The organism is Pectobacterium parmentieri (assembly GCF_001742145.1).
Classification (GTDB): Bacteria; Pseudomonadota; Gammaproteobacteria; order Enterobacterales; family Enterobacteriaceae; genus Pectobacterium; species Pectobacterium parmentieri.
Genome location: NZ_CP015749.1, coordinates 4,568,711 through 4,594,365, shown reverse-complemented (window position 1 = coordinate 4,594,365; position 25,655 = coordinate 4,568,711). Strand labels below are relative to the sequence as shown.

The following is a 25,655-nucleotide window of genomic DNA, read 5'->3' as shown; positions in this document are numbered from 1 at the left end:
TTTTATTTGGTTAACCATTGGCTGATTTGTTTGTTTTCGATTATCATAATGCTCGAAAACGAACATTTTGATTTATTCGAAGGTGGAGGAAGAAACGTGGAAACCAAAGATCTCATCGTTATCGGCGGCGGAATTAACGGTGCAGGCATCGCCGCAGATGCGGCTGGGCGGGGTTTATCAGTCCTGTTGTTGGAAGCGCAGGATCTCGCCTGTGCCACGTCCTCCGCCAGCTCCAAGCTGATTCACGGTGGCCTGCGTTACCTTGAGCACTATGAGTTTCGTTTGGTCAGCGAAGCGCTGTCTGAGCGTGAAACGCTGCTGAAAATGGCACCGCACATTATTTTCCCGATGCGCTTTCGTTTGCCCCATCAGCCACACCTGCGTCCGGCCTGGATGATTCGTATCGGCCTGTTCATGTATGACAACATTGGCAAACGCGTTAGCCTGCCTGCCAGTAAGGGACTGAAATTCGGCGCAGATTCGGTTCTTAAACCTGAACTGAAGCAAGGCTTTGAATATTCGGACTGCTGGGTGGACGATGCGCGTCTGGTGGTGTTAAACGCGCAGGAAGTGACAAAACGTGGTGGAGAAGTCCGTACCCGTACCAAAGTTACCCGCGCTCGCCGTGAACAAGGCGTGTGGATTGTGGATGCCGTTGATTCACTGACCGGCGAAACCTTTACCTGGCGCGCCAAAGGTTTAGTAAACGCAACCGGCCCGTGGGTGAAGGAATTCTTTGATGACGGCCTGCAACTGAAATCGCCTTACGGCATCCGTTTGATCAAAGGCAGCCACATCGTGGTGCCAAAAGTCCACAACCAGCCGCAAGCGTATATCCTGCAAAACAAAGATCACCGTATTGTGTTCGTGATCCCGTGGCAGGACGATTATTCGATCATCGGCACCACTGACGTGGAATACAAAGGTAATCCGCACGATGTGAAGATCGATGACAACGAAGTCGGTTATCTGCTGGATGTGTATAACGACCACTTCAAACAGCAACTCACGCGTGACGATATCGTCTGGACATATTCCGGCGTGCGTCCGCTGTGTGATGACGAATCTGATTCTCCACAGGCGATTACGCGTGATTACACCCTGTCAGTGGATGATGACAACGGTCAGGCTCCGTTGCTTTCCGTGTTTGGCGGCAAGCTGACGACATACCGTAAGCTAGCAGAGCACGCGCTGGACAAGTTGCACAAATACTATCCGCAGGCAGGCAAAGCCTGGACAAAAGGTGCGGTACTGCCGGGTGGTGATATCGCTGGCACACGTGATGACTACGCTGCTGCGCTGCGTCGCCGTTTCAATCTGCCTGAATCACTAACGCGCCGTTACAGCCGTACCTATGGTTCAAACAGCGAACTCATTCTGGCAAACGTGAAAAGCCTCAGCGATATGGGTGAAGATTTCGGTCATGACCTGTATGAAGTGGAACTGCGCTATCTGATCGAGAAAGAATGGGCTGTCACGCTGGACGACGTCATCTGGCGCCGCACCAAACTGGGCATGCGCTTTGATGACGCACAGAAACAGCGCATCAGCGACTGGTTAGCCAGCCACCGCCAACAGCAGATGGCAAAAGCGGGTTAATACGCGGTCACTGCAAACGCCTTTTACTGCAATAAAAAAGCGCCGTAGGTTGTTGCCTACGGCGCTTTTTTCATATCATCAACACGCCATCACAACCGTGTCGGTTTGATATTCCAGATATCTTCTGCATATTCACCGATGGTGCGGTCAGACGAGAAATAACCCATATTGGCAGCAGTCCAACGGCATAACCAACCCCCGCGTAGCTTGACGTTGTATGGATATATCGGGATGATACAGTACAAACATGGGTTTTAATGTTATGAATAATACAATTAAGGATGATGATGAGCAGGAATACATGTTTAAAATCGGATAATAATGGAGTGAGAATAAATAAATCATCTATTATTAAAATTTTTTTATTACCTACCTTTTTTTGGTGTTTTTTATCATTTTTATATGTTTTATTTTTCGGCGATCGATATAGTGAGACGAATTTTTTTAATAGCTGGGATTTTTTAGCTTGGATTATGTTCTCCGGTTACATCATCTTTATTGGGGTTGTATCTATTTGTTTACATTTCATAATTAAAAAATATTTCATCGGCGCGATGGCGATTATCATTTTTTTATTTATCATGGCAACTATAGATTTTGATTACGAGCTTTCATCTTTAATGTTTATTACTATGCTCACCATTCCTATTTTTGGCTCGTTGACGTTGAGATATCTGCATAAAAAACACGACCAGCATGTGGAATAGCGAACCCATTAGAAAATATTAAGATGAATCATTGAAAATTCGCATACCCCCGATAAAAATGCTAACCATAATAAACAGGCGTTCATTGAACGCCTGTTTATTTTAAGAATTAGCCATCAATGGCAGAGCCCTTCCCTCATCACAGCCGTATCGGTTTAATATTCCAAATATCTGCTGCATATTCGCCGATAGTACGGTCAGACGAGAAATAACCCATGCTGGCAATATTCTGGATGGCGCTACGCGCCCATTCGTCCTTGTTCTGATACAACTCGTCAACCCGATCCTGCGTATCCACATAGCTGCGATAGTCTGCCAGTAGCTGATAGTAATCGCCAAAATTAACCAGTGAATCAAATAGATCGCTGTAACGGCGGCTATCATCAGGACTAAAAGCGCCTGTGGTGATTTGCGTCAGAACGCGGCGTAGCTCTTCGTCCTGATCGTAATATTGCCGTGGGTTATAGCCGTTCTGACGTAGCGCTTCAACCTGGTCGGCCGTGTTACCGAAGATAAACATATTCTCTTCACCAATATGTTCCAGCATTTCGACATTCGCCCCATCCAGCGTGCCGATCGTCAGCGCGCCGTTCAGGGCAAATTTCATGTTGCTGGTCCCGGACGCTTCCGTTCCCGCCAGCGAGATCTGCTCAGAAAGATCCGCTGCCGGAATGATCAACTGCGCCAGACTCACGCTGTAGTTCGGAATGAATACGACCTTCAGCCGATCGTGCAGTGCCGGATCGTTGTTGATCACCTTCGCTACATCGTTGATCAAGTTAATAATGTGCTTCGCCATGTAATAGGCCGATGCCGCCTTACCCGCAAAGATCGCGACACGCGGAACACGCGCGACGCCGGGATCGTCCTTAATGCGGTTATAGAGCGTGATGATGTGCAACACATTCAACAGTTGCCGTTTGTATTCGTGAATACGCTTAATCTGTACATCAAACAATGACTCGGGGTTAACCACAATATTCAGGTTTTCCGCCATGTAGGTCGCTAAACGTACTTTGTTCTTGAGCTTCACCTTGCGGATTTTCTGCACAAACGCCGGATAATCGATGTGTTGTTTCAATTCGCTCAATTGGCTCAGATCGGTACGCCAGGTCTGCCCGATGGTGTCATCCAACAGCTTAGAGAGCGACGGGTTGGCCAGCGCCAGCCAACGTCGCGGCGTTACGCCATTGGTTTTATTACAGAAGCGGTTGGGGAAGAGTCGAGCGAAGTCGGCAAACAGGGACTGCACCATCAGATCCGAATGCAGTTCCGATACGCCGTTCACTTTGTGGCTGGCGATCACCGCCAGCCACGCCATCCGAATTTTACGCCCGTTGTTTTCATCAATGATGGAAACCCGCGCCAGCAGTTCGTTGTCATCGGGAACTTCTTTCTGTACATACTCCAGAAAATGTTCGTTAATTTCGAAAATCAATTGCAGGTGGCGCGGCAGGATTTTACCCAGCATATCAACCGGCCAGGTTTCCAGCGCTTCCTGCATCAGCGTGTGGTTGGTGTAGGAGAAGACCTTCCTCACTACCGTCCACGCCTCGATCCACTTGAATTTATGCTCATCGATCAGCAAGCGCATCAGCTCTGGGATCGCCAGCACCGGATGCGTGTCGTTCAGGTGGATAGCAAATTTTTCCGCCAGATTGGCATAGGTCTTATGCATCATCCAGTGGCGACTGAGGATGTCCTGCACCGTGGCAGAAACCAGAAAGTATTCCTGACGCAAACGCAGCTCGCGGCCAGAGTAGGTGGAATCGTCGGGATACAACACGCGCGACACGTTTTCCGAGTGGTTTTTATCTTCCACCGCCGCAAAATAGTCGCCCTGATTGAATTTACCTAAATTGATTTCGTTACTGGCCTGCGCGCCCCACAGACGCAATGTGTTGGTGGCATCGGTATCGAAACCGGGAATGATTTGGTCGTAGGCGCACGCGATAACCTCTTCCGTTTCCAGCCAGCGTAACTTGCTGCCTTCCTGCTGGATACGTCCCCCAAACCGCACTTTGTAACGCGTGCTATGGCGCGGGAATTCCCACGCGTTACCGTATTCCAACCAGTAGTCCGGCGATTCCGCCTGCTTGCCGTTAACGATATTCTGTTTGAACATGCCGTATTCGTAGCGAATACCGTAGCCACGCCCCGGCAGCGCCATCGTCGCTAACGAATCGAGGAAACAGGCAGCCAGACGCCCCAGGCCACCGTTCCCTAAGCCAGGGTCATTTTCTTCCTGTAGCAGATCGTCCAGTTCCAGCCCCATACCATCCAGCGCCGCTTTCAGATCTTCATACAAACCCATCGCCAGCAGCGCGTTCGACAACGTCCTCCCCAGTAGAAACTCCATTGACAGGTAATACACCTGCCGGACATCCTGCGAAAGCTGTGCGCGGTTCGAGCGCAGCCAACGTTCTACCATCCGGTCGCGCACGGCCAACAGCGTAGCATTCAGCCAGTCATGCTTATTCGCAATCGAGGGATCTTTTCCCACGCTAAACATGAGCTTGTAAGCAATAGAGTGTTTCAGCGCTTCCACACTGAGCGTTGGTGAAGTATAGATAAACGGCGAGTTCATAATATTCATTCCCAAGTGAGTGTTACCCTACCCTGTCGTTTTCAGATTGCACGCGGATGACGCACCGCAGGAAAACTAATGGGTATACAAGCGTTGATATAGCGCACCATAAGCCTGAGCAGAAACCTGCCAACCAAAATCCATCGCCATCGCCTGACGCTGCACATAGCGCCATAGCATAGGTCGGGACCACAACACGAACACACGACGAATCGCACGGGATAGCGATCCCACGCTGCAATCGTTAAAGACAAACCCGCTTGCCAGACCATCCGCCAGATTCTCCAGCGAACAGTCCGATACCGTATCTGCTAGCCCGCCGGTTCGGCGCACCAGTGGCAACGTGCCATATTTCAGGCCATAGAGCTGCGTTAACCCACAGGGCTCAAATCGGCTGGGCACCATAATGACATCCGCGCCGCCAATAATGCGGTGCGAGAAGGCTTCGTGATAACCAATCTGTACGCCAACCTGACCGTGATATTCGGCTGCGGCGGCCAGAAAACCTTCCTGCAAATCGGCATCCCCTGCGCCCAACACCACCACTTGCCCACCCTGTTCCAGCAAATCCGGTATCGCGCTTAACGCAATGTCGAGCCCTTTCTGGCTGGTCAGACGGCTAACGATGGCGAAAATAGGAGCCTTGTCATCGACCTTCAGCCCCATCGCCGTTTGCAGATGCCGTTTGTTTTCCGCTTTATTCGCCAGCACATCGCGGCTGTAATGGCTGGTGAGCAAAGGATCATGCGCCGGATCCCAAATCGTTTCGTCTACGCCATTGAGAATACCAGACAGCCGCCCCTCTTCTTCACGCGCCTGTAACAAGCCTTCCATGCCATAGCCATAGGCTGGCAGCGTAATCTCATGCGCGTAGGTCGGGCTCACGGTCGTAATGTGGTCGGCGTAGAACAAACCGGCCTTGAGGTAAGAAATCTGGCCGTAAAACTCTAGCCCGTAGACCTGAAAGAAGTCGTTCGGCAAGTGGAGATCTGCCATATGTCGGGCATCAAACAGCCCCTGATAAGCCAGGTTGTGAACGGTAAAGACCGATTTCGCCGGACGGTTACGAGCGGCCAAATAGGCGCAGGTCAGCCCCGCGTGCCAGTCATGAGCATGCACAATATCGGGCCGCCAATAGTGGTCCAGCCCGCACGCCATTTCACACCCCATCCACCCCAACAGCGCAAACCGCAGATAGTTATCGGCATAAGCATAAAGCGCCGGGTCGTGATAAGGGCTACCCGCACGTTCATACAGCTCAGGCACATCAATCAGATAAATACCGACGCCGTTAAAATGGCCGAACAGTAAGGTGACATGTCCGGCAAACGTATCCAGCTCACGCACAACCTGTATATCGGCGATCCCTTTCTTCAAATCGGGGAAGGCAGGCAGGATGACGCGGACATCCATCCCCGCCGCAATTTGCGCGCCGGGCAACGCCCCTGCCACATCCGCGAGACCGCCGGTTTTCAATAGTGGAAACAGCTCTGAACAAACATGTAAGACCCGCATTATGACTCCCATTTTGTGCCGATGGCGTTTACAGCTTTTCCAACATCGATCGCGTGACCAGAACGATCCCTTCTTCCGACCGGTAAAAACGGCGGCTATCCTCTTCCGCATTTTCACCAATCACCATGCCTTCCGGCAGGTGGCAGGCACGGTCAATCACGCAACGGCGTAAACGACAGGAGCGCCCCACGTTGACATCCGGCAGGATCACCGTCGAATCGATACTGCAAAATGAATTGACCCGCACGCGCGGGAATAACACCGAATGCGTAACAACCGAACCGGAAACGATGCAGCCCCCCGACACCAGCGAGTTCATCGTCATGCCATGGCTGCCAGAACGGTCCTGAACAAATTTGGCTGGCGGCAGCGATTCAATCGCGGAACGAATTGGCCAGTGCCGATCGTACACATCCAGCTCTGGCGTCACTGACGCCAGATCGAGATTGGCGCGCCAGTAGGCTTCCAGCGTGCCGACATCCCGCCAATACTGGTGCTCATCTTCACCCGACGTGACGCATGACAGGGTAAAAGGGTGAGCCCAGGCCAGACGCTGCGAGACAATCTTCGGGATCAAATCCTGACCAAAGTCGTGGGCAGAGTCCGACGCGTTGCGATCCGCTTCTAGTAATTGATAAAGATAGTCCGCATTAAAAACATAGATCCCCATGCTCGCGAGCGCCATATCCGGGTTATCCGGCATCGGCGTCGGGTTATCTGGTTTTTCGGCAAAATCGAGGATGCGATGCTGTTTGTCCACGCTCATGACGCCAAAGGCATTGGCTTCGTCCAGCGGCACGGGCAGGCAGGCGACCGTACATTCCGCCCCCTTCTCCACGTGATCAATCAGCATACGTGAGTAGTCCATCTTGTAGATGTGATCGCCCGCGAGGATCACCACATACTCAGCACGGTAGCGCCGAATAATGTCGAGATTCTGACAAACCGCGTCCGCCGTTCCCCGATACCAATGATCGGTAGAATGGCGCTGCTGTGCGGGAAGCAGATCGACAAATTCATTCATTTCCGCATTCAGAAATGACCAGCCGCGCTGAATGTGCTGCACCAGCGTATGCGACTGATATTGCGTAATCACGCCAATGCGGCGGATGCCGGAGTTCAGGCAGTTAGAGAGCGCGAAATCAATAATGCGAAATTTACCGCCAAAATGGACGGCAGGCTTGGCACGCAATGCCGTCAGCCCTTTCAGTCGCGTTCCACGGCCGCCAGCCAAAATTAATGCCACGGATTTCAAAGGGAGCTGTCTTGCCAACATCAGAGGGTCATGCTTGTCGTTGTTCACCATGGCTATCTCCTGATTATTCTTTTAATGGCTTGCGCTTAGACGGTCTGCTTTATCAAGACGCCTACCGCCTGCGCTTGTCCGTGCCACATTCCGCCCTCAGGCGGATTCGTCTCATCAAACGGCGGTGAAACCTGCCAGTGGCCTTCTGGCAACATGAACGTGCCGGCATGCAGGCTGGCGTTAACCAGCACAAGCCAATGACCGGAAAGTAAAATCTGTAGCTGATGCTCCCCTTGCTCCCACTGCTGCGGCGTCAAAGGCTGCCCTTCTCGGTTCAGCCACTGCACCGCGTCGTCCCCTTCTTGCCACCATGTTTCCTGCTGTAATGCCGGGATCGTGCGGCGCAGTTGGATCAACCCGGCGACAAATTCGTGCAAGGCGCGATCCGCGTTTTCCCAGTGCAGCCAGGTCAATTCATTGTCTTGGCAGTAGGCGTTGTTGTTGCCCCGTTGGCTGTGCCCCAGTTCATCGCCCGCCAACAGCATTGGCGTACCCTGCGACAGAATCAGCGTCGTCAGCAGCGCCTTCTGGCTAGCCAGCCGACGTTGACGGATGTCATCATCCGCTTCCAGCCCTTCCATACCGTGGTTATTGCTGAAGTTACTGTCTGTGCCGTCGCGGTTACCCTCACCGTTAGCGTCGTTGTGCTTGTGGTTGAAACTCACCAGATCGCGCAGCGTAAAACCGTCATGGGCCGTCAGTTTGTTGATAGAGGCGTAAGGCAGGCGGTCGCGCTGCTGGAAGATGTCGCTGGAAGCCGCAAAGCGGCGGGCAAATGCGCCGAGAGAAATGTCACCATGCAGCCAAAAGCGGCGCATGTCGTCACGATAGCGGTCGCTCCACTCGGCAAACGGTGTCGGAAACTGACCCAGTTGATAGCCGCCATGCCCGATATCCCAAGGCTCGGCGATCAGCTTGCAACCCTGTAAGCGGCTATCGTTTTTCATGGCAGACAGCAGCGGCGCAGCGGCAGTAAAATCGGGAGTACGCCCCAGCACTGTTGCCAGATCGAAACGAAAACCGTCAACGTGGCAGACCTCGCGCCAGAAACGCAGACAGTCCATCACCCAGTCAATCACCGCAGGATGGTTCAGGCGCAGCACATTGCCGCAGCCGGTCCAGTTGTGGTATTCGCCGCTGTCACTCAGCCAGTAATAGCTGCGGTTGTCGATACCGCGCTGGCACAGCGTGGGCCCTTCAACGTCCAATTCGGCACTGTGGTTGAACACCACATCCAGAATGACTTCGATCCCCGCGTGGTGCAGCGCTTTCACTGCATCACGAAATTCATTCAGCGCATCGCCACCTGCAGCCAGGCTGTTATCCACCGCAAACGGCAGCAGTACGTTATAGCCCCAGTAGTTACGCAACCCCAATTGCTGAAGCCGCGGTTCATCGGCATGCTGCTGCACCGGAAGCAGTTCCAGCGCCGTGATGCCCAGCGACGTCAGATAGTCAATCATCACCGGATGCCCCAGCGCCGCATAGCTACCGCGAATATCTTCGGGAATATCAGGGTGCAGTTGCGTCAACCCGCGAACGTGCGCCTCATAAATTACCGTCTGATTCCAGGACGTTCGCGGATGTTGGTCATCCTGCCAGTCGTAATCCTCTGCCGTGACGACGCACTTCGCCATAATCTCAGCGCTGTCGCGTTCATCCCTCTGGTCAATTCCGCCTTGCAGGCTAGCGTCATCCACCACCCAGCCATCAAGCTGGCGGGCACACGGATCTAATAGCAACTTGTGCGGGTTGAAGCGTAAACCCTGTGACGGTTCGAACGGCCCATCGACCCGGAAACCGTAGCGTAAGCCGGGCTGCGCATCGGGAAGATAGCCGTGCCAAATATCGCCGCTGCGCGCGGTCAGCGCGATCCGTTGTTCCTGCTGACGTTCATCAAACACACACAGTTCTACCCGCTCGGCATCCGCCGAAAACAGCGCGAAATTCACGCCCCGTCCATCAAAACTGGCCCCCAGCGGCGTCGGCTTGCCCGTCTGCAATTCCGCCATTTACGCCTCCTTCACCAGATACAGTGTGGCAAGCGGCGGAATGGTCAGAACAAGAGAGTGCTGGCGCTGATGGCTGCCCCACTCTTCGCTGTAAATCGTCCCAACGTTACCCTGATCGCTACCGTTATAGTGAACAGAATCGGTGTTCATGACTTCGCGCCAGCCGCCGGGCTGGTTAATGCCAATCCGATAGCCGTAGCGTGGCACTGGCGTAAAGTTGCTGACCACCAGTACTTCGTTGCCCTGCTCATCACGCCGGACAAAGGCAAAAACCGAGTTTTCCCGATCGTCCACCACCAGCCATTCAAAGCCCTGTGGCTGAAAATCCAGTTGATACAGCGACGGCTGCTGGCGATAGTAATGGTTAAGATCGCGCACCAGCGCCTGCACGCCACGGTGCCACCCTTCTGGTTCATCCAGCAGGTGCCAATCCAGACTGGCGTCGTGATTCCACTCACGCCCTTGTGCAAATTCACCGCCCATAAACAGCAGCTTTTTGCCGGGATAGGCCCACATAAAACCGTAATAGGCGCGTAAATTGGCAAATTTCTGCCAGACATCACCGGGCATACGATCCAACAGTGAACGTTTGCCGTGCACGACTTCGTCGTGAGACAGCGGCAGCACGAAATTCTCGCTATAGGCGTACAACATGCCGAATGTCAGCAAATCGTGATGGTGTTTACGGTGAACCGGATCGAGCTGCATATAGGTCAGCGTGTCGTGCATCCAGCCCATGTTCCACTTGTAGTGAAACCCTAAGCCGTTGCAGTCCGGCGGCAGCGTGACGCCCGGATAATCGGTGGACTCTTCAGCAAGTGTGATGGCCGCAGGTGCCGCATGACCCAGCATGTGGTTGGTGTAACGCAGGAACGCGATGGCTTCGAGGTTCTCTTTACCGCCATAATGGTTCGGCACCCACTCGCCTTCGCTGCGGCTGTAGTCGCGGTAAATCATCGAAGCCACTGCATCCACCCGCAGCCCGTCGATACCGTAGCGCTCCATCCAGAACAGCGCATTACCCGCCAGGTAATTACGCACCTCGTGGCGGCCATAGTTGTAAATCAGCGTGTTCCAATCCTGATGATAGCCTTCGCGCGGATCGGCGTATTCATACAGCGCGGTGCCGTCAAACTGAGCCAGACCGTATTCATCACCGGGGAAATGCCCCGGTACCCAGTCCAGCAGGACGTTGATACCCGCATCATGGAGCGCATCAACAAACGCTCTGAATTCCGGCGCAGTGCCGAAGCGGCGCGTTGGCGCATACAATCCCAGCGGCTGATAGCCCCAACTGCCATCGAACGGATGTTCGTTAATCGGCATCAACTCAACGTGCGTGAAGCCCATGTACTGCACATAATCAATCAGTTGGTTCGCCAACTCCTGATAGCTCAGCCAGAAATTGTTATCTGTATGCCGCCGCCAGGAACCGAGGTGGACTTCATAAATAGAGATAGGAGAGCGCAGGCCATTCGCCTCACGACGGGCCTCGTTGGTCGGGACTTTCTCAGGCAGTGGCGTAATCAGTGATGCGGTATCCGGGCGCATCTGCGCTTCAAAAGCGTAAGGATCGGCCTTCAGCCGGACGCTACCGTGGCTGTCGATCATTTCATATTTGTAGAGCTGCCCTGCTTTTACATCGGGCAGAAACAGCTCCCAAATGCCATTTTCCCTGCGTAGCCGCATCGGGTGCCGGCGGCCATCCCAAAAGTTGAATTCTCCCACCACCGAAACGCGCTGCGCATTGGGTGCCCAAACGGCAAAGCGCGTGCCTTCTACCCCATCCAACGTTTCCAGATGTGCGCCTAACCGCTCGTAAGGTCGCAGGTGGGTACCTTCGGCCAACAGCCAAATGTCCATATCCTGCAATAGCGGGCCAAATCGGTAAGGATCTTCAATCACCCAGGTTTCTTCACGCCAGGTCACAGCCAATTGATAGTGAAAAGCATTTTTCCGGCGCGGCACCAGACCACAAAAAAAACCGCGCTCATCTACACGTTCCAGCTCAATGATTTTTCGCCCGTTACTGGCATCCACAACCCACGCTGCCTGCGCATCCGGCAGCAATGCGCGAACTTCAAGACCGTCGGAGGAATGATGCATACCTAACAGCGAAAATGGATCGGCATAATGACCGGAAATAAGTGAATTAATCGCATCAGAAAACGCTGACATGGTATTCATCCTTTGATTAACCATTTGAATTAAATAAATAAGCGATATAAAACGTTATGTGCCGCTTATATTTTCCCCAAACTTTATTTTCGATAAAACTCAATAAAAATAATGAGTTATTAGCTTGCTAACGAATAACGGCGACATGTAAAAATAATGAATACTATGAAAGGGTTCTCGCGCGACACCCCTTCATTTAGCGTAGTCAAAGAACGAAAAAATATCTGAGAACTGATGAGATTTTTCCGTTTATATTTATACGAATAAGTTATGACACAGGACTATTAGCATCTTTTGTTTAAAGATCGATTCGCCCGCTGGCAAAAAGCAGTACAATTCGGTGGATTGTGTACGTTGAAGATTGTGTATGACGAGACCCTACCCATGGTTAGCCAGATTGATCTGATTCTTTCCCTGTTACAGCAGATGTGTGTTTATCTGGTAATCGCTTATTTACTCAGTAAAACACCGCTGTTTATCCCGCTGATGCAGGTCACCATTCGCCTGCCACACAAGTTAGTCTGCTATCTGGTTTTTTCCGTATTTTGCATTATGGGAACCTATTTCGGGCTGCATATAGACGATTCTATTGCCAACACCCGCGCAACGGGTGCGGTGCTCGGTGGCATGCTCGGCGGTCCTTCCGTGGGCTTTCTCGTCGGGTTAACGGGCGGATTACACCGCTATTCGATGGGGGGTATGACTGCGCTGGCCTGTATGCTATCGACCATTGCCGAAGGTCTGCTTGGCGGACTGCTGCATCGCTATCTGGCACGCCGCAATCGTATCGATTTGCTCTTTAAGCCCCTCGTCGTCGGATTGACCGCACTGGTTGCGGAGATACTGCAAATGGCGATTATTCTGCTGGTCGCCCGCCCATTTGATAACGCCGCTGAACTGGTGAGGGACATTGCACTACCGATGATGATCACCAATACCATCGGTTCTGCCATGTTCATGCGTATCCTGCTCGACCGGCGCGCCATTTTTGAAAAATACACCTCTGCATTTTCCGCCAAGGCGCTGCAAATCGCTGCCCGCGCCGAAGGGGCGCTGCGTCAAGGGTTCAACCCACAAAACAGTATGCGCGTTGCCCGTATTTTGTATGAAGAGCTGGGTGTCGGTGCCGTGGCAATTACCGATCGCGACAAATTACTGGCATTCATCGGGCTGGGCGATGACCACCATAATGTCGGTGCCCCCATTACGTCATCACACACGCGCCGGGCAATAGACAATAACCAGGTGGTGTACGCCGATGGTAACGAGGTGTCTTACACTTGTTCGATTTCATCGCACTGCAAGCTGGGCTCCACGTTGGTGATCCCACTTCGCGGCGAAGATCAGCGCGTTGTCGGCACGATCAAGCTTTATGAACCTAAAAACAAGCTATTTTCCAGCATTAACCGCACGCTGGGAGAAGGGATCGCCCACCTGCTTTCCGCACAGATCCTGACAGGCCGCTTTGAACAGCAGAAACAACTGCTGGCACAGTCAGAAATCAAGCTACTGCATGCGCAGGTCAACCCGCATTTTCTGTTCAACGCACTGAATACGCTGTCTGCCGTGATACGACGCAACCCTGACCATGCTCGTCAGTTGGTGCTGTCTCTGTCGACATTTTTCCGTAAAAACCTTAAGCGCAGTAACGATGAAGTGTCGCTCAATGACGAGCTAGAACACGTTAATGCCTATCTCGAAATCGAAAAAGCACGCTTTGCCGATCACCTGACGGTAGACATTTCGCTGCCGGAAGCGCTGCGTGAAGCGCGATTGCCCGCATTTTCCCTGCAACCGATTGTCGAAAATGCGATTAAGCACGGCATCTCACAGATGATTGAAAGCGGGCACATCCACATCAGCGGACGCCTGCATGCCAATACGCTGGAACTGTCAGTGGAAGATAACGCGGGCACCTATCAGCCCCGCAGCGGTGGCGATGGGCTAGGCATGAATTTGGTCGACCGTCGCATCAAAGCGCGCTACGGCAACCGCTATGGCATCACGGTGGTCAGCGAGGCAGATAAATTCACTCGGGTCGAAGTACGTGTCCCGCTGATTTCCCCCCGTCAGATACTGGAAAAGCTGGATAGCGTGGCGTGACGGAGAGATAAAGGCGTTATGGGTTGAATAGTTGAATGCCATGACGACAGAGAAAAATAAGTTTAACAATACAAGGAACAGTTATGACCGATACCGCACTTTATGCTGCATTTGAACAGGCAGTGCCCGGATTTTCAGCACGAGATATCATTACGCCAGCATTAGATAAGTCGCATGGTGAATATGCGCAGATCTATTGGCTGGATGATTTATTGGGGGAAGATTTTCTTTGTTATATTGAATGGAAAGAATTTGATCCTCGGGATCTGGGTGCTCTAGTGCCTATCAAGCAGTCTGGGGTCTCCTTATCGGTGGACAGTTTGTTTGACGAACAGGGTTTTCCAATCGGAGACATCACTCCTGAAGAGTTCTTTTATGCTGCATCCGGTTTTTTCCTGCCGGTGTTACAGCAGCAGCTACAACAAGCCGAATTGCAGTTGCTTGAAGTCGGATTACTTCAGAACGGCGAAGTTTATTTACATGAAAACTCACGCCTTATCTGCATCACGACGAATAAAGATAAAGTGGATCAACTGAATCAGTGTCTGCAACAAAGAGGTCTGGTGCTTTGCTGAAAGTGTTAGCTGCAAACCAGTAGTCCAGACATCAATGAAACCTGCCAAGAATAGCCAGCGTTGTCTACGCCATCTCTTATTCACTGTTGGTATTCATTCGTTTATGTTCTCGATGTAACCTGAGTATGAAACTGGCGCAACACCAACCGATGTCGCGCCAGAAAAGCAGCAGAATTACAGCAGGATACGCAGCATACGGCGCAGCGGTTCAGCGGCTCCCCACAGCAACTGATCGCCAACCGTAAAGGCGGACAGATATTCCGGCCCCATGTTCAGCTTACGCAGACGACCCACCGGCGTGGAAAGCGTGCCCGTTACCGCAGCAGGGGTCAACTCACGCATGGTGATGTCACGATCGTTCGGCACCACTTTCACCCAGTCGTTATGGGTAGCCAGCAGTTGTTCAATTTCCGGCAGCGCCACGTCTTTCTTCAATTTGATGGTGAACGCCTGGCTATGACAGCGCAGTGCGCCGACGCGCACGCAGAGGCCATCAACTGGAATCACGCTGCTGGTGCTCAGAATTTTGTTAGTTTCCGCCTGACCTTTCCACTCTTCGCGGCTCTGGCCATTATCCAACTGTTTGTCGATCCACGGAATCAAGCTACCTGCCAACGGCACACCGAAGTTATCAGTCGGCAGCGAACCGCTACGGGTCAGCGCCGTGACTTTACGCTCGATATCCAGAATCGCAGAAGCCGGATCCTGTAATTCTTTCGCGACTTCACCGTGCAACTCCCCCATCTGGGCCAGCAACTCACGCATGTGACGCGCACCACCGCCAGAGGCAGCCTGATACGTCGCAGCAGACACCCACTCCACCAGATTATTAGCAAACAGACCGCCCAATGACATCAGCATCAGGCTGACGGTACAGTTACCGCCAGCAAAGGTTTTGATGCCTTTATCCAGACCTTGCTGAATCACCCCGTGGTTAACCGGGTCCAGAATAATAATCGCGTCATCTTTCATACGCAGCGAGGATGCGGCGTCGATCCAATAACCCTGCCAGCCACTTTCACGCAGCTTTGGGTACACTTCATTGGTATAATCGCCACCCTGACAGGTAATGATGATGTCCAGCGCACGCAATGCTTCGATACTATAAGCATCCTGCAACACGCCTTGATGACCGCCCAGTGCGGGTGCGGGTTCACCGTGCTGAGACGTTGAAAAGAATACCGGGTGAATCACATCAAAGTCGCGTTCTTCCACCATGCGCTGCATGAGAACCGAGCCGACCATACCGCGCCAGCCAATAAAACCAACATTTTTCATGGTAACTGTCCTGCTTTGGGGGTAACAAAAAGAATTCCGGCTAACGTCAATAGCGCGTAGTTATTGCTGACTCAGTGATCTGCCGCAGAGGTTGCGCGTGTCGTGTCGTAAACCTGTAAATTATCGTGTCATTCAACCTTACAAAATGTACATAAAGTCGCAAGTGAATTTATTCGATAGTACGGCATTTTTCAGCAGTCATTCTAATATCATCAACCTGACTCACGATAAGAATCGCGACCAGTACATAATATCGCCGCCACGGTCAGGTAACAGGAGCAACAACTAACATGACAGAAATGATCTCCGCAACGGTGCTGCTGTTGCTCATTATGGATCCACTCGGCAACCTGCCGATTTTCATGTCCGTACTCAAGCACCTCGACCCCAAACGCCGACGTGTGGTGCTGATCCGCGAAATGCTGATCGCACTCGGGCTGATGCTGATTTTCCTGTTCGCCGGTGAACACATTCTGGCGTTCCTGAATCTGCGCACCGAAACCGTATCCATTTCCGGCGGTATCGTGCTGTTCCTCATCGCGATTCGGATGATTTTCCCCTCGCAGGAAGGCAACAGCAGCGGTCTGCCAGCCGGAGAAGAACCGTTTCTGGTGCCGATGGCGATTCCGCTGGTCGCAGGGCCGTCGATCCTCGCAGCGCTGATGCTGCTTTCCCACCAGTATCCGGATCAGTTACCCCACCTGACGCTGGCGCTGTTTATCGCCTGGACGATCTCCTTCATCATCTTGCTGATGTCAGATTTGTTCTTGCGTTTGCTGGGTGAGAAAGGCGTGAGTGCGCTGGAGAAATTGATGGGGCTGATTCTGGTGATGCTATCGACGCAGATGTTCCTCGACGGTATCCGTGCTTACATGAAGTTATAAAACTGGGGCTAGGATAACTGAAGCCTGCGATCTTTTCCTGCAACGCAGTCGACACCTAAGCGGGATTACGCAAATAGCGGCTTACCGTTATGTTGGTAATCCCAACGCGGTCATAAACATCCTAGAGAACGGATATTCTCCTCTTCATCATCGACTAAAATCGCTTGAAAAACAGTGCCCTAAATCTAGTAAAAAAAGGATAACGAAAGGAGAAGGGGAATAATTTACGTGTTCCAGAAAGTACGAGATGGCTTTTAATTACCCATGTTAATAATAATGCTTTAGCTAATTTTAATGCTGACTGTCCATTGCTTCACGCCTAAATATTCAACACGTTATTAATTAATATTAATATTCACTCTTTTTTACACCCTATCTAATCGATTGTCAGAATATTGCTGTCTGATATCTGAATATCAAAAAATGACATGTGACGTTATATACCATAACTAATTAGAGTTTCAGGAAAAAACGGCAAGGCGTTTTTGAACAGCGCTTACTCTGACCCCGAAGGGATGAGCTTACTTGAATAAGTGATTCCGGCGACTGAACGTAGCCAACGTTCATGCAACTTGAAGTATGACGGGTATAGCACTTACATATTATTTTACTGTCATTAAACCTTAACCTGAAAAAGGAAATATTTTATGAATATTAAACAGAAAATAAACCAAATGACATTAGAAGAGAAAATCGGACAAAAACTCATGCTGGATTTTCGCTACTGGAATTCAACGGGAAAAAGTAATCAGGACATGACGATTCCCGATGACGCGATAGGAAAATTAATCACGGATCACCATATTGGTGGCGTGATCCTATTTGCCAACAATCTGAAAGATAAGCTGCAAATTAAAAAACTGACAGCTTGGTATACCGCGATGGAAACCTGTGGTGGCGTCCGATTATTCATTAGCACAGATAACGAAGGGGGCAACGTTTTTCGCCTACCACGCGGCGATTATGCATCATTTCCCGGTAATATGGCGCTATCCGCAGCGATTGAAGGAGGAGCTGATATACAGATTGCCAGCGAACAGGGCCGTCTGATGGCACAAGACATGCTTTTTACGCATATCAATACCAACTTTGCACCGGTCGTTGATGTCAACACCAACCCTTTCAACCCGGTCATTAACGTGCGTGCTTTCAGCGACGACGCGGACACCGTTTATCGTGTGGCGGAAAAAATGACGGCAGGCATGAAACAGCAAGGATTGATCACCGCTTACAAGCATTTTCCGGGACACGGCAGCACATCTACGGATTCTCACACTGGTCTGCCCCGTGTCGACCGCTCACGAAAAGACGCCTTTGCCATCGATATCATGCCTTATAAGCGGGCTATTGATAGCCAGACGGTGCCGGATATGGTCATGACGGCTCATATTCAGTATCCGGCACTGGATAACTCTCAGGTTACTACACGTAACGGTGAAAAAATTACGGTGCCTGCAACCATGTCATATGCGATCCAGACTGATATCCTGCGCGGTGAGTTGGGCTATGCTGGTGTGACGATTTCAGATGCACTGGATATGGGCGCGATTGCCGATCATTTCAGTCAGGAAGAAGCCGTCCGACAGGTGTTCACCGCTGGCGTGGATATAGCCCTGATGCCCATCAGCATTTCATCTCCCGATCAGATCAAACTCTTGCCAGACTTGATCCAGCATATTGTGGACATGGTGAAGAAAGGGAACATCAGAGAAGCCGAGATTGATGCGTCGGTAGAGCGAATTTTAACCCTCAAAGCACGGTATCACCTTTTATGTGAGAAAAAACCAACCATCGCTGACACCTCTTCTACACGGGGATACGAGGTAGAAAAACACATTGCCGATCGTTCCATAACTGTGGTGATCAACCAGCAATCACTGCTGCCATTAAGAGACAAGACCCTGCGCTATTTTATCCTGACCCCCTGGGGAGAGCAGGCCAAAGGCATTGCAGCCGTTATGACACAGGAGGGATACCTAAATGTGGTTGCAGCAAAGGAAACGGAACTGACCGATGCCCAAGTCAGAGATCATATTTCCAACTGTGACGTATTTCTTCTCGGAACGTTGTCAACCCGCTTTACACCAGTTGAGCAGGATGAAACTGCCACTGAAAAAGCAAAGGACGGGGTCGCGAATACCCCCTACCCGAACTGGTTACGACATGCTGCCGATCTGGGGAAAAAGCGCGTTCACCTTTCACTACGCGCACCGTATGACATTATCAGCTACGCTGGTGACGTTAACGCTGCTGTGGCGACATATTCCTATTACGGGTATGACAACGGTAGTTGGCGTGGTCACTCGATGATATCTTTGGCAGAGGTGCTGACAGGTAAGCTCGCGCCACAGGGGAAACTCCCGGTCAATATCTGGCAAAACTACGATGTGGAGACGAATACCGGTACGGTGGCATTTTCTAGAGGGTTTGGGCTGAGCTGGTAATGTGGCTGAAATAAGCCCGCGTCCTTTCTACGCGGGCTTATTAACGTCTTCGCCATCGTTATACCGGCGGCAAATCAAACAGCAGAATTTCGCTGTCTGCGCTGGCGTGTACGGAAATCGCCGTTTCATCCCAAACCGCAAATGCATCGCTGGTTTCCGCTTTCTGGCCGTTAATCTCTACACTGCCGCGTACCACTTGAACCCAAACGCGACGGTCAGCCTGAATCTGATACACCGATTGTTCCTGCGCTTTCAGTGCCCAGCGCCATAGCGTCATGTCCTGAAAAACTTTCAGCGAACCTTCACGCGCATCCGGGGACAGCACAAGTTGACGCCCCTGAAGCACATCAAAACGCTTCTGCTCGTAGCGCGGCGTCAGCCCGGTTTTTTCCGGGATAATCCAAATTTGATACAGGTGCAGTTGTTCGTCCTTGCTGGCGTTATATTCAGAATGACGAATGCCCGTTCCCGCGCTCATAATCTGGAATTCGCCCGCTGGCACCTGCTCTTTATTTCCCATGCTGTCCTGATGCTCAACCGCACCGGACAAGACATAGGTCAAAATTTCCATATCTTTATGCGGATGCGTGCCGAAACCCTGACCACCTTCAATAAAGTCTTCATTAATCACGCGCAGTGCTGAGAATCCCATGAAATCAGGATCGTAATAATCGGCAAATGAGAACGTGTGCCAACTGTCGAGCCAGCCGTGATTAGCATGTCCGCGATCTTGCGCTTGACGTAAATAGATCATGTTCTTTCCTCCTGCGTTTCTGATAAGGAAAGTGTAACGGGCGGTGGTAAATAAGATAGCGCAAAAAACTCACCGCTCTGTTCGAAAAATCAGAACGGGATGAAAGGTTGGCGGGGCATATTATGAACATCCCCGTCTCTTAGCTATTTCGTTTTCAACCACGCCATAAAATCGTCAATAAACACACGCGTTTCAAGCGACCGTTCAGCAAATAACTATTTGCGATAAACGTTGGAATCAGTGCTATACCCACGCCCTGCAATATCGCATCAATCATCGCATCACTGTTATTGATCATCAGCCTTGGGGTAAGCAGCACGCTTTCCGTTTGATCATGTAGCCAGAAGCACCACTCGCCGCGAAACTGTGAATCGTTAGGAAAGAAAATATTGTTAGGAGGCGAATTTGCGCTTCGTGAACGCGTGCTGGCAGGAGCACTCCGAGCCTCCAGCGGTATGCGCGTACTCACCATGGCCAAAAGAAGAGTATGTTACGGCCAGACAAGAGGTAAGTGTCGAGGTGATTAATCAGGGAGATTATCATCGTGCCATTGCAGTCACCGACAAATACCTAGGCAATGAACCGCATTAAGCCCCGTTTCATCTTCTTTAATGTCGATGCGGTTCGTGCGGTATTGATGATAGTGACTTTTGTCGCTCTCTACCTGTCCCCACAAGCCACGTTTCCAGCCCTAGCCACAATGATGGCTCTGCTATCGGTGGCCTATGTGCTTAACTTTGTTGCCACTGATGCCCTACTGCCACGTCATATCTCGCCCGACGCGTTGCCTAAAACCCATACCATGCTGCAAGGCGTCGATCAGATAACCATGGTGTTAGGTCCAGCGGTAGCTTCATGCCTCTGCAAATTATCGCCATAATTTTGGTTGCAGCACTGATATTCGGGATTGCGTTGATTGTGTTCGGACGCCGTGCCTTTGGCTATCGTAGCTGGCTACCGCCTGTCATCACGGCTAATGCTTCAAGCTAATGATCTTACGGCAGGGTAATTTTGGAGATTACCGTTTATGGATAGTGAGGTAGTGGCTCATTTCTATTGATAATCAAAAAAATATGACAAAAAAAAAGCCAGCACCCGAGCTGGCTAAATAATACTGGAAGCAATGTGAGCAATGTCGTGCCTTCACAGGGAAGCCGTATCGTCGTGAACACCATTAACTCAGGTACATGACATCGTCCCCCGGAACGCACAGCAATAATAATCATTATCATTCGCACTTGTAAAGTTCTTTTTGCGATAAATTCTTATTCTCAATACGGACCGCAGAACAGCGCGTTTGGCTTAATACCGATCGTTTAAAAACCGAGAAACACGGGGCGAGGTATCCCTGCGGGAACCTCATCTCCGTGTTTCTCCTAAAATGAGGATTACGTGACCTGCATTACCCGTTTTGTTCCGCTTTTGCTTGTTACTCTGGCTGTGCTAATGACCTTGCCAGCAGCGTGATTGGGTGTTCACATCGTTTGCTGGTCGACATCTCAATCTGCCATTTACAGGTTTCACAGTCCGTCACCACGATATCAACTCCGCTTTCTTCAATCTGCTGGAACAGCGGAGCGCCAATGCCTTGCGAGGTGGCGTAATTCTCTTTCTTAAAGCCGTAGGTGCCCGCAATACCGCAGCACTGGGAATCCAGCATCACCAGTTCAAGACCGGGAATACGTTGCAACAACGCTAAGGTATACGCCGTCCAGCCCATGCGTTCCAGATGGCAAGGCGTATGATACGCCACCCGCAGCGGCAGTTTGCGCAGCGGCAGCGTTCGCCCTCCCTCTTCCAACAGACGATAGAGCTGTCGCGTCACCAGTTCGATACCATCGCGCACGTGCCCGTTGTCTACGCCCAGCAGATGCGGATACTCGTCCCGCAGCGTGAACGTACAACTGGATGATGTCGCGACCACCGGAAGAGATTTATGATTGATCGCCTCATCCAGCGACGTGATATTCGCGTGTGCCTGCTTTCTGGCCTTGTCGTGAAAACCATTGGCGATCAGCGGCACACCACAGCACTTCTCTTTATTCAGCAACTGGACGCCAATCCCCATCGCGTTAAAGACCTGAACCAGATCTTTACCCAACTGTGGATGGTTGTAGTTCACATAGCAGCCGTGGAAGTACGCGACCTGCTCATCATAGGCCTGTTGCTTTGCTGCCTGCTGGCGATACCAGCGTCGGAACGTACCGAACGAATATTTCGGCAACTGGCGACGATGGTCGATTTTCAACGCTTTATCCAACAACTGGCGCACCGGTTTCAGGCTGGTAGCCGTATTAACCAACGGCGCAAACGGCGTAGCAATCGACCCCATGAGGTCGGTATGGCTCAGAATCGCGTCGCGCAGCGTCGGCTTGTGACTGCTGTGTGTCGCTTTCGCACGCTGAATAATGTCGCCGATTTTGACATCCGACGGGCACGCGACTTCACAGCGTTTGCAGTTGGTGCAGTATTTCAGCGCATCATCGTACAGCGCAGGATCTTTGCGCCGCAGGCGCTCGCCGTCCGGCCCAGCCTGTTTCGGGCCTGGGTAAAGCGGGTTCACGCGCGAAACCGGACAGTACGTGGTACAGACCGTACACTTGATGCAATCCTCAAAACTGTTATCGCTAAGCAAGCTCATAGATTGCCCTCCTTCAAAATCTGTTCGGCAACATGGAGCGCACTAAGCAAGGAAACCCCTGCGCCACATCCCTGCACAATGGGGTCGAAACCTTCCAGCACCGCGCCAATCGCATACAGATTGTTGACCGTTTCTCCCCCGATACGCGGATGCAGATGTTCATCGACAATCGCACCAAATTGCATATAGGGCTGCGGCGAAAACACGTCCTGCTGGCTCCAATCCTCACGCTGTTCAGCAAACCGAACATCCAGCCCAAAGACGGGTTCGGTCACCCGATCGAACTGTGTCACCAGCCCGTTACTGAAGAAACTTCCGCTCGCCAATACCGCATGCTTCGCCCGCAGCGGAATATCACGGTGATGGTGGCTATGGACTGCGATCTCCTGCGGCGACAGCGATGCGCGCACCGCGCGATCGCCCGGCATCACCATGCCACCCAGTTGTCGGAAACGCTGTGACAGCGCCTGATGTAACCGTAGCCCGAGTACCGACGGCGGTAATGTCGGTAACAGCAGCACCGGTTTACCTAACGTATCAGCCAGTTCACGCACGATCTCAGGGCGATCCAGCCCCAGACAGGCGGGCATGATGATGGCATCGTTACCGTTGGCCAGAAGCGATAACTCTTCCACCAGCGCCGCGCGATTTTCCGGTCGATCGAGCACACGGGCGATATTTACTGCACGGAATTCGCTGGGGTTTTGCCGTAACCGATCCAGCACGGGCAGCTTGAGTTCATCACTACGTGCCGCGATACCCTGCGTCTGAAGCGTGCCAGCAACAATACGGGACTGAAAATCCAGAAAGCCTTCAATACCGGCAATGAGTGGGTTGTCACCAAAACAGGAATCCGGCAGGCCACGCGTGACGCCGTCAACCGGGCTCAGCCAGCATGCACGAAATTTACCTAACGGCGTCATACGCCAGTGATTGTGCTGATGGTCGCCCAACAGGGTGATATTGCAGCGATCCAGCAATGCTTCCACCTGTGGTAACAAGGCCGATACCGCTGCCGCGCCCATACGGGAATAAGGATGATGAGGAGCCTGACGCGCCAACTCGTCCAGTGCCGCAAGCGGCTGGCTAACGGGCTGCCCGTCAGGAAGATCGGAAAGTAAATCCAGCGCGCCGGACGAAAAATGCAGTGCATTCTGCCCTGCGCTAACAATCGCGCAGCGTTTTCCCTGCTCCGATAAACGAATACCGCAGGTCAGCCCCGCCAGCCCGCCACCAATAATCACAACATCATAGCGCATGACGATCCTCCTGACTGTCGCTGGCTGTCAGACCACACAATCCCTGATAAATCCAACTGGTAAACTCGCTTTCACGCAGCGCATTGCCCCACGCAATCGGGCGAATCCCTTTCCAGCGTTCGTTCAAAAACTGGCTGAGCTGCGTGAGCGACTGTTCCGGCGTCGCGGTGCCCAAACGGCATAGCAAGCCTGCCGCACGGCAGGCGCACAATTCCCCCTGACAGGTGCCCATACCGACACGAGTGCGCCGACGTAAATCAATCAGGTTATTCACCTGCAACGACTCCACGGCGTAGCGCACTTCACCCGCCGTCACCGCTTCACATTCGCACACCAGACTACGGTCCAGACGTTCACCGGACAGCATTCTTCCAGCGCGTTCGCCGTGGCGATAAATCGCCGAACCGCGCAGTGGCGCAGAGAGCGGTTTTGCCGCAGGGTACGCTGATAAAGCATGAGGAGCGGTTTTCACCTCCTCCAGTGACTCAGAACCGGGCAGCGGCGTCTGTGCCGTCGAACAGGCAACGTTATGACCCAATTTTGTGCAGATAGCGTCCGTCACCCATTCCGCCATCAGGCGGTAGGTCATCAGCTTGCCACCGGTGATGGTGATAAATCCTTCCAGTCCGTCGCGGCTGGCATGGTCGAGCAGCACAATGCCGCGGCTCACGCTACGCCCGCTAGGATCGCTATCGTTGGCAACCAGCGGACGGACGCCCGCATAGGCACGTAGAATTCGCGTGCTTGCCAGCGACGGTGCCAACATTGAGCCTTCCCGCATCAGCGTTTCTACCTCGGCAGGCGTCACCAGCATATTGTCGATCTGATCGTAGTCGATGTGAGTTGAAGTAGTGCCAATCAGCGAAATGGTATCGCCCGGCACCAGAATGTCGGCATCGGCCGGTTTACGGCAGCGGTTGATCACCATATTGTTGATACGGTGCCCAAGAATCAGCAGCGCACCTTTTGCCGGGAACATGCGCACGCGCAGATCGGCATATTCCGCAATGTGTTGCCCCCAGATACCGCCAGCATTGACCACCACCTGCGCATATATTTCTGTTTCTACACCTTTTTTATGGTCGAAAACGCGCACGCCGGTAATACGATCGCCCTGACGAATCAGCCCGATAACTTCATGATAGGTTAGGACTTCCGCGCCGTGTTCACAGGCATCAATCATATTGGCCGCCGTCAGGCGAAAAGGATCGACAGAGCCATCCGGCACGCGAACCGCACCAATCAATGTAGGGTTTGCCGCCGGCTCCAGCCGCAGCGCTTCCTGCGGGTCAAGCGCCTGCGCGCCAATCCCCGCCTGCTGGCAAGCGGTAATGAACTGCGTCTGCCAACCGAGATCGTCTTCCGGCAAGGTGATAAACAGACCGTCGGTTGGCTCAATGCAATGGCGGGCGATCCGCCGGAGGATCTGGTTCTCTTCAATACATTCACGGGCAGACTCGCCATCGGTTACCGCATAGCGGGCACCGCTGTGTAATAAGCCGTGATTACGCCCGGTCGCTCCGGTCGCAATATCATAGCGTTCAAGCAACAGGCAGCGCAGCCCACGCAGGGCACAGTCCCGTGCCGTACCCGCCCCCGTCGCCCCACCGCCGATGACAACCACGTCAGTTTCACGCCAGTTCCCAGTATTTTGCTTCATGTTCTCGCTCCAGGCGGAGGATATAGAGGGTATATATGTTGCTATTGGGACACAAAAAGGAGGGTTAATGTTTGATAAAGAGCAAAAACGAGCACTAAACGAAAATAAATGCGAGTTTAAAAACAATAAGTGTGATTTACATCACTAAAACCG

Annotated in this window: 17 protein-coding genes and 1 pseudogene; 6 read left to right on the top strand and 12 right to left on the bottom strand. The window is 52.1% G+C overall.

Annotated elements, in window-relative coordinates; all coding sequences use genetic code 11:
* Positions 1 to 96 precede the first annotated feature (96 nt).
* Positions 97 to 1,599: a glycerol-3-phosphate dehydrogenase gene (glpD, locus tag A8F97_RS20855; RefSeq protein WP_014701734.1), complete on the top strand. Its 1,503-nt coding sequence runs from the start codon at positions 97 to 99 to the stop codon at positions 1,597 to 1,599.
* 89 nt (positions 1,600 to 1,688) lie between these two features.
* Here glpD and A8F97_RS25330 read toward each other — a convergent pair.
* From A8F97_RS25330 to glgB, 6 genes and pseudogenes are all read right to left on the bottom strand, one after another.
* Positions 1,689 to 1,772: pseudogene (locus A8F97_RS25330) on the bottom strand (glycogen/starch/alpha-glucan phosphorylase); the annotation flags it as partial.
* A gap of 673 nt (positions 1,773 to 2,445) precedes the next feature.
* Positions 2,446 to 4,893: a glycogen phosphorylase gene (gene glgP, locus A8F97_RS20845; RefSeq protein ID WP_014701736.1), complete on the bottom strand. Its 2,448-nt coding sequence runs from the start codon at positions 4,891 to 4,893 to the stop codon at positions 2,446 to 2,448.
* 75 nt (positions 4,894 to 4,968) lie between these two features.
* The gene (gene glgA / locus A8F97_RS20840) at positions 4,969 to 6,408 is read right to left on the bottom strand and encodes a glycogen synthase GlgA (RefSeq protein ID WP_033072240.1); all 1,440 of its coding nucleotides are present in this window, start codon (positions 6,406 to 6,408) and stop codon (positions 4,969 to 4,971) included.
* Between the two features lie 28 nt (positions 6,409 to 6,436).
* Positions 6,437 to 7,714, bottom strand: a complete 1,278-nt coding sequence (gene glgC / locus A8F97_RS20835; protein ID WP_014701738.1) for a glucose-1-phosphate adenylyltransferase — start codon at positions 7,712 to 7,714, stop codon at positions 6,437 to 6,439.
* A gap of 35 nt (positions 7,715 to 7,749) precedes the next feature.
* Entirely contained in the window at positions 7,750 to 9,726 is a 1,977-nt protein-coding gene (glgX, locus tag A8F97_RS20830; RefSeq protein WP_033072241.1) for a glycogen debranching protein GlgX, read from the bottom strand.
* Positions 9,727 to 11,904 (bottom strand): 1,4-alpha-glucan branching enzyme, encoded by a 2,178-nt coding sequence (gene glgB / locus A8F97_RS20825; protein WP_033072242.1) that lies wholly within the window; start codon positions 11,902 to 11,904, stop codon positions 9,727 to 9,729.
* Between the two features lie 384 nt (positions 11,905 to 12,288).
* On the opposite strand from glgB, the gene A8F97_RS20820 reads away from it, so the two are divergent.
* A complete protein-coding gene (locus A8F97_RS20820) occupies positions 12,289 to 14,007 on the top strand; it encodes a sensor histidine kinase (RefSeq protein ID WP_014701741.1) in 1,719 nt (572 codons plus the stop codon).
* 83 nt (positions 14,008 to 14,090) lie between these two features.
* On the top strand, positions 14,091 to 14,582 hold the full coding sequence (locus tag A8F97_RS20815) for a hypothetical protein (protein ID WP_014701742.1): 492 nt from the start codon (positions 14,091 to 14,093) through the stop codon (positions 14,580 to 14,582).
* 174 nt (positions 14,583 to 14,756) lie between these two features.
* Here A8F97_RS20815 and asd read toward each other — a convergent pair whose 3' ends face one another.
* The gene (gene asd / locus A8F97_RS20810) at positions 14,757 to 15,860 is read right to left on the bottom strand and encodes an aspartate-semialdehyde dehydrogenase (RefSeq protein ID WP_033072243.1); all 1,104 of its coding nucleotides are present in this window, start codon (positions 15,858 to 15,860) and stop codon (positions 14,757 to 14,759) included.
* 290 nt (positions 15,861 to 16,150) lie between these two features.
* Between asd and A8F97_RS20805 the strand changes: the two genes are divergently transcribed.
* Together A8F97_RS20805 and A8F97_RS20800 are read left to right on the top strand one after the other, a co-directional pair.
* The gene (locus A8F97_RS20805; protein WP_014701743.1) at positions 16,151 to 16,744 is read left to right on the top strand and encodes a YhgN family NAAT transporter; all 594 of its coding nucleotides are present in this window, start codon (positions 16,151 to 16,153) and stop codon (positions 16,742 to 16,744) included.
* A gap of 647 nt (positions 16,745 to 17,391) precedes the next feature.
* Positions 17,392 to 19,188, top strand: a complete 1,797-nt coding sequence (locus tag A8F97_RS20800) for a glycoside hydrolase family 3 N-terminal domain-containing protein (protein ID WP_014701744.1) — start codon at positions 17,392 to 17,394, stop codon at positions 19,186 to 19,188.
* A 58-nt stretch (positions 19,189 to 19,246) separates the two neighbouring features.
* On the opposite strand, the gene A8F97_RS20795 is transcribed toward A8F97_RS20800, so the two are convergent.
* Together A8F97_RS20795 and A8F97_RS20790 are read right to left on the bottom strand one after the other, a co-directional pair.
* Entirely contained in the window at positions 19,247 to 19,942 is a 696-nt protein-coding gene (locus tag A8F97_RS20795; protein ID WP_014701745.1) for a pirin family protein, read from the bottom strand.
* Positions 19,943 to 20,096: 154 nt separating this feature from the next.
* Positions 20,097 to 20,414, bottom strand: coding sequence for a LysR substrate-binding domain-containing protein (locus A8F97_RS20790; RefSeq protein ID WP_033072244.1), 318 nt, complete (start codon positions 20,412 to 20,414; stop codon positions 20,097 to 20,099).
* Between the two features lie 383 nt (positions 20,415 to 20,797).
* Here A8F97_RS20790 and A8F97_RS24965 point away from each other — a divergent pair, with 383 nt between their 5' ends.
* Complete coding sequence (locus A8F97_RS24965; RefSeq protein WP_257785655.1) at positions 20,798 to 20,932, top strand: hypothetical protein; 135 nt, start codon at positions 20,798 to 20,800, stop codon at positions 20,930 to 20,932.
* Positions 20,933 to 21,371: 439 nt separating this feature from the next.
* Here the strand turns inward: A8F97_RS24965 and glpC are convergent, their stop codons facing one another.
* From glpC to glpA, 3 genes are read right to left on the bottom strand one after another with little or no spacing between them, the layout of a single operon-like run.
* The gene (glpC, locus tag A8F97_RS20785) at positions 21,372 to 22,583 is read right to left on the bottom strand and encodes an anaerobic glycerol-3-phosphate dehydrogenase subunit GlpC (RefSeq protein WP_015731385.1); all 1,212 of its coding nucleotides are present in this window, start codon (positions 22,581 to 22,583) and stop codon (positions 21,372 to 21,374) included.
* Positions 22,580 to 23,842 carry a glycerol-3-phosphate dehydrogenase subunit GlpB gene (glpB, locus tag A8F97_RS20780; protein ID WP_033072245.1) on the bottom strand — a complete coding sequence of 421 codons (1,263 nt, stop codon included), beginning with the start codon at positions 23,840 to 23,842 and terminating at the stop codon, positions 22,580 to 22,582. Before glpB ends, glpC begins: the two co-directional genes overlap by 4 nt.
* The gene (gene glpA / locus A8F97_RS20775) at positions 23,832 to 25,502 is read right to left on the bottom strand and encodes an anaerobic glycerol-3-phosphate dehydrogenase subunit A (protein WP_025919643.1); all 1,671 of its coding nucleotides are present in this window, start codon (positions 25,500 to 25,502) and stop codon (positions 23,832 to 23,834) included. Before glpA ends, glpB begins: the two co-directional genes overlap by 11 nt.
* Positions 25,503 to 25,655 lie beyond the last annotated feature (153 nt).

Bases quoted from the DNA above. Each gene is read 5' to 3' on its own strand.
- glgP (WP_014701736.1), bottom strand. From the start codon at position 4,893: ATGAACTCGCCGTTTATCTATACTTCACCAACGCTCAGTGTGGAAGCG.
- glgA (WP_033072240.1), bottom strand. From the start codon at position 6,408: ATGCGGGTCTTACATGTTTGTTCAGAGCTGTTTCCACTATTGAAAACC.
- glgC (WP_014701738.1), bottom strand. From the start codon at position 7,714: ATGGTGAACAACGACAAGCATGACCCTCTGATGTTGGCAAGACAGCTC.
- glgX (WP_033072241.1), bottom strand. From the start codon at position 9,726: ATGGCGGAATTGCAGACGGGCAAGCCGACGCCGCTGGGGGCCAGTTTT.
- glgB (WP_033072242.1), bottom strand. From the start codon at position 11,904: ATGTCAGCGTTTTCTGATGCGATTAATTCACTTATTTCCGGTCATTAT.
- A8F97_RS20820 (WP_014701741.1), top strand. From the start codon at position 12,289: ATGGTTAGCCAGATTGATCTGATTCTTTCCCTGTTACAGCAGATGTGT.
- A8F97_RS20815 (WP_014701742.1), top strand. From the start codon at position 14,091: ATGACCGATACCGCACTTTATGCTGCATTTGAACAGGCAGTGCCCGGA.
- asd (WP_033072243.1), bottom strand. From the start codon at position 15,860: ATGAAAAATGTTGGTTTTATTGGCTGGCGCGGTATGGTCGGCTCGGTT.
- A8F97_RS20805 (WP_014701743.1), top strand. From the start codon at position 16,151: ATGACAGAAATGATCTCCGCAACGGTGCTGCTGTTGCTCATTATGGAT.
- A8F97_RS20800 (WP_014701744.1), top strand. From the start codon at position 17,392: ATGAATATTAAACAGAAAATAAACCAAATGACATTAGAAGAGAAAATC.
- A8F97_RS20795 (WP_014701745.1), bottom strand. From the start codon at position 19,942: ATGATCTATTTACGTCAAGCGCAAGATCGCGGACATGCTAATCACGGC.
- A8F97_RS20790 (WP_033072244.1), bottom strand. From the start codon at position 20,414: ATGGTGAGTACGCGCATACCGCTGGAGGCTCGGAGTGCTCCTGCCAGC.
- A8F97_RS24965 (WP_257785655.1), top strand. From the start codon at position 20,798: ATGCCTCTGCAAATTATCGCCATAATTTTGGTTGCAGCACTGATATTC.
- glpC (WP_015731385.1), bottom strand. From the start codon at position 22,583: ATGAGCTTGCTTAGCGATAACAGTTTTGAGGATTGCATCAAGTGTACG.
- glpB (WP_033072245.1), bottom strand. From the start codon at position 23,842: ATGCGCTATGATGTTGTGATTATTGGTGGCGGGCTGGCGGGGCTGACC.
- glpA (WP_025919643.1), bottom strand. From the start codon at position 25,502: ATGAAGCAAAATACTGGGAACTGGCGTGAAACTGACGTGGTTGTCATC.